Raw genomic sequence first — 4,792 nt, forward strand, 5'->3', positions numbered from 1 at the left:
ACATTGATATATCAACATTTTTTCTGTGTTCCCTTCTATATCTCCTAAAGGGCTTTTCTCCACGCAAGGTTCGGGTAGTATTTTTCGGACAGACCACCGAAAAATCTCCACCCTTTTCTCCTTGCATTCCGAAATTTTGGCGGTGCTGTACTTTCGCCAAGCCGACGTACCTAAAACGAGGAATTCAGGAAATCGGCTTGCTCGAGCCATTATACCGCCAAAACCGCCAGAGCTTCCGTTCATAAATTTTCTCTTTTGCCTTATGGATCTACGCAATATGGGGGCTTCCCCCAAACCCCCTTGCCAGCCTCCACCCTAAAACAAGGGGAGAATTGATGGTGTTCGAATAAAAATCTTTGATATTTAGAAATCTAATTTTAAAGAAGGGAGTTGAGCTTTCATGAATAGTAACAGTAGCATTAATAAAAGTAATTTAAATTTATTAGCCGTAGTAGCACTAGGATTGACGACAATTTACACCGCAATATTAGCGACTCAATTAATGTCCACAAAACATAAAGTTGATTATTTATATTACAAAGAACATTTTCAAAAAAATAATAAGGGGAATAATAATTAATCGCTAAAACAATGAGAGGCGCTCTAGAAGGGGTAGAGTCCTGAAAATGCGGATTTACAACGGTAATGTAATTTTCACCCATAAATAAAGCCGATTTTAAGAAATCGACTGTTGAACTAAAGCTCCCTTTACTTTAAGTACATTTCTTCACAATCTTTAGATTAATTTATTGGATTATTTTTATGTGAAAGAGTGATATTAAATAAGAGCTTTAATTCGATTGACAAAAAAACCGTCCAGAAGGTATATTATATGTATCTAAGTTATGGAGGTTATTATGTCTATTTCAAAGCATGCTAATAAGAAAAAAAATATATTGATTGCTGCATCTGAAATTGTAAAAGAAGAAGGAGTTGTCAAACTCACATTAGAGGCAGTCGCCCAAAGAGCTGGCGTGAGTAAAGGTGGATTATTATACCATTTTCCTAGCAAGGAAGCATTAATTAAAGGAATGGTGGAAGATTGGACAAATAATTATTTCGAATGCATTAATACGTTAGTTAATAACGACGATGATAACGCAATAGGAAAATGGAATAGGGCTTATCTTAAATCTACATTTTCCGATTTAGAAAACAATAATCTAAATTCCGCACTAATGGCTGCTATGTTTATTAATCCAGATTTATTAGATGAATTCCGGCAGAGATACGATATTTTGCATACAAAGTTAATAACTGATGGAATTGATCCTGTCAAAATAACAATTACAAGATTATCCATAGATGGTCTTTGGTTTTCAGAAATATTTGGAATGGCACCATTAAATGAAGAACTAAAAACACAAGTTTTTGATGAACTAATAAACATGATTCAGGAGGACGAATAATGTCATATCTATATTTAGCACTTGCAATAGTGGGGGAGATTATTGGCTCTTCCCTATTAAAAGCATCTGAAGGCTTTTCAAAACTCTATCCTACAATAGGGGTAATAATAGCTTTCGTTGGTTGTTTTTTCTTTTTATCCTTGTCGCTAAAAACAATCCCCTTAAACACTGCATATGCATTATGGGCAGGTTTAGGACTTGTTTTGACTACAGTAATTTCAGTTTTAGTTTGGAAGGAAAAACTTAACATGGCTAGCATTGCAGGAATAACACTGATTCTTGTAGGAGTTGTAATATTGAATTTGTTTGGACCAGGACATGGAGAATCTGGTCATGAAGCAAGCGAAACTATTACAATGAATGAGACAATGGAATAACACATAAAAAAGTCCTTCTTAATAAAGAGAAGGACTTTTTAGCTTAATTAAGGGTATTTTTTGAAGTCCTTATTCAACAAACCTGCGTACGTTAGTTTAAGTGTATCACTTCACAATTCCAATAGAGTAGAGTTTATTGAGACATAATGAAATTAGCGTTTTAAATGACTTCTGACTGTCTCATAAGACTTGTATCAAATGCTTACCGTTGTAAATCCGCATTTCCCTGACGCTACCCCTAGAAGCGTCTTTTTTGCTTTTTAAGGGTTTTTACTAGGGGCAACCTCTTACAAAGGCGAGAGAGGCCCGTATGGCGTCTGTCAACGGTACCGGACCGAAGGGAGGATAAGGAGTTGATAGACTCACTTCACCAAGACCCTCTTGGTGTCTCAAAAGGCAACACCTTTTGAGCTGCCTACCGGCGAGGGAGCCCCTCAAGGATTGAGGGGTTGGGGAGTTCGATTAAGGGGGTCTGGGGAAGAGTTCCCCAGTGGGTTTGGGCAAAGCCCAAGGTTTGGCTTTTAGCGTCGCAGACCACATGAAACTTTGCGTGCAAAGTGTAGTGTGTTACACTTTCTATTAATCTATCGATTTTCAGAAAGGGTGCGTACCCCATGAGTTACTCCATTATCCGAATGCAGAAAATGAAATCAAATGGGATAAAAGGGATTCAATTTCACAACCAAAGAGAGAGGGAAAGTGAAACGAATCCCGACATCAATAAAGCTGATTCTCATCTGAATTATGACTTGATAAACGGTCAAAGGCAGATTGATTACAACGAGAAAATTAGCCAAGTAATTGAGGACAATGTGACCTCTGGAAAAAAGATCCGTAAAGATGCAGTTAAGCTGGCTGAATTCTTAATTACCTCTGACAAGGAATTCTTCGATAAAATTTCACCCAAAGAGCAGAAAAGGTATTTTGAAACGGCTCATGAGTTCCTTGCTGATCGATACGGTGAAAAGAATTTAATCTATGCGACTGTTCACTATGACGAGAAAACCCCTCACATGCACGTAGGCTTCGTTCCAGTAACGGAGGATGGCCGACTATCGGCTAAAGATTTCTTTGGCCAGAAAAAGCAACTGGTGAGTCTTCAGGACGATTTTAATCAGTACCTGAAGCAAAATGACTTTAATTTGGAAAGAGGGGTCTCGTCGAGCCGTAAACACGTGGAGACGGCTAAATATAAGGCTCAAACGTTTCAAAGCATGGAGAAGGAAGCCCAAGAGAAATATGAGCGGACAATGGGGCATATTCAAGAGATTGATGATAAATCGAAATCGATTGCGAATATCGAAGCTAAAAAGGTTCTAGGGCTTGTTGGAATGAAGGAACAAGACTACAAAAGCCTAGTCGATTATGCGACCAATGGTGTGGCTTATCAGCTACAAGCAGAGAATCTGCAGAAAGAGTTGGAAAAGACTCAAAAAGAAGTTACGCAGCTGAAAGCTGATATGCAAATTGGACAAGATAAAATTCGCTATTACTACAAAGATATTGAAGAGAATTTAGACTCCTTAGCAGAGAAAAAAGCACTGCAAAAAGTGAAGCAAACAGACATTGTAAAGAACTATGGAGACTTGATAGAAAAGTACAATGGACTCGTTAATAAATATAATGACCAGTTGAAGGAGAAAAAGGAGTTAAAACAACAGGTGGACACTCTAAAAATTGAGAACCGGTCTTACCAAAATGAGAATCGGGAATTGAAATTAGAGAACGGAAAATTGAAGGGAAAACTCGTGCAGATCAGCAAGGAGTTTTCTGTTTTTAAAGAGAGGGTGGGCAAAGTTTTACACGCTCAACTTGACCGAGTAAAAACGTTCTTGAGGATGAATGATGTAGACCGAAGTACAATCAAGTTCCTGGATGATAGGCAAGATAAATTAGTCCAGGACTCTTTAGAAAAAATGGAGAAGCCACAAAGGCAAAAAGGGATGGAGATGGAACGCTGATGAAGGTGAAACAATTGGTTGAGAAGTTGGAGAAACTAGACCAAGAGGGAGAATTAATGCTTTTTATGAGGGATAGAAAGAGACCTCATTTAGGTTCTGGAACTCTTATTCCAATAAAAGATATTGGTGTTTTTACAAGTGTTGACCAAGATTCAAATGAGGGCAAATATGCTCTTGAAATAAAGAAAGGCGAGTAGTTATCTACTCGCTTTATTTTAAGTTTTCACGTTCTCTAAGGGCTTTAAATTTATCAAATTGGCTTTTGTATTCAAAGTCCTTGTTTTCCTTTTTGCTGACAAGGATTTTACCATCGTATTTAGCAAATTTCTTTTTGTCATTGCCATCTGTCCAAGCAAGGTCTTCGTTCACTACATAGACGTTTGATGTTCCCATTTTTAAAACATTTAAAAATCCATTCTCCTCTAAAAGCTTTACTGCTCTGTAAACTGTTGACCTTGATTTGCCAAAATAATCTTCAAAAACTGCATAAGAACAAGCTAAAGCATTTCTGTTATCCATGTGTTCCAAGATAAAAAATAATAAAGAACTTGCGAAGTTATGATTTGCCATTAACCATCTTAATTCTGGCATGTTGTCACGATAAAGCTGGATGAAATTATGATTTTTCTTTTTCTCTTCAAATTGCTCTTTGTCTTTGTTTTCTTGCTGTTCAAGATCAATAAGTCTTTGAAGCATTTGAAGTTGTTCAGGGGTTAACTCAACATTAATTTTTCTCTGCTCGTCCAATTTACGCACCTCTGCTGGCATAGAATCCTTCTCTCCCTTGTTATGTATCATCAGCTGTGATACCTATATGTATAATTTATGACACATCATAGGTCAAAAATGAACTATAGTCAAGCAAAAAATGACACATCTTAATTCAACTATGTGTCACAAGCTATGACACATATACGTGTCACAAGCTATGACACATTACCTTAACTAAAACATTGATATATCAACATTTTTTCTGTGTTCCCTTCTATATCTCCTAAAGGGCTTTTCTCCACGCAAGGTTCGGGTAGTATTTTTCGGACAGACC

The 4,792-nt window shown here is 37.2% G+C and carries 5 protein-coding genes; 4 read left to right on the top strand and 1 reads right to left on the bottom strand.

The genetic code is table 11. The annotated features are described in order from the left end of the window. Positions 1 to 857 precede the first annotated feature (857 nt). The 4 genes from ACF1AK_RS36070 (at position 858) to ACF1AK_RS36085 (ending at position 3,944) form a co-directional block, all read left to right on the top strand. Positions 858 to 1,409 (top strand): TetR/AcrR family transcriptional regulator, encoded by a 552-nt coding sequence (locus ACF1AK_RS36070; RefSeq protein WP_000028029.1) that lies wholly within the window; start codon positions 858 to 860, stop codon positions 1,407 to 1,409. After that, positions 1,409 to 1,786: a quaternary ammonium compound efflux SMR transporter QacH gene (qacH, locus tag ACF1AK_RS36075; RefSeq protein ID WP_000121134.1), complete on the top strand. Its 378-nt coding sequence runs from the start codon at positions 1,409 to 1,411 to the stop codon at positions 1,784 to 1,786. Before ACF1AK_RS36070 ends, qacH begins: the two co-directional genes overlap by 1 nt. 614 nt (positions 1,787 to 2,400) lie before the next feature. Next, on the top strand, positions 2,401 to 3,747 hold the full coding sequence (mobV, locus tag ACF1AK_RS36080) for a MobV family relaxase (RefSeq protein WP_053082646.1): 1,347 nt from the start codon (positions 2,401 to 2,403) through the stop codon (positions 3,745 to 3,747). After that, positions 3,747 to 3,944, top strand: coding sequence for a hypothetical protein (locus ACF1AK_RS36085; protein ID WP_048558833.1), 198 nt, complete (start codon positions 3,747 to 3,749; stop codon positions 3,942 to 3,944). Before mobV ends, ACF1AK_RS36085 begins: the two co-directional genes overlap by 1 nt. A gap of 13 nt (positions 3,945 to 3,957) precedes the next feature. Here the strand turns inward: ACF1AK_RS36085 and ACF1AK_RS36090 are convergent, their stop codons facing one another. Next, positions 3,958 to 4,515, bottom strand: coding sequence for a replication/maintenance protein RepL (locus ACF1AK_RS36090; protein WP_048558832.1), 558 nt, complete (start codon positions 4,513 to 4,515; stop codon positions 3,958 to 3,960). Positions 4,516 to 4,792: the final 277 nt, after the last annotated feature.

Source organism: Kitasatospora sp. NPDC015120 (assembly GCF_043080305.1).
GTDB lineage: Bacteria > Actinomycetota > Actinomycetes > Streptomycetales > Streptomycetaceae > Kitasatospora.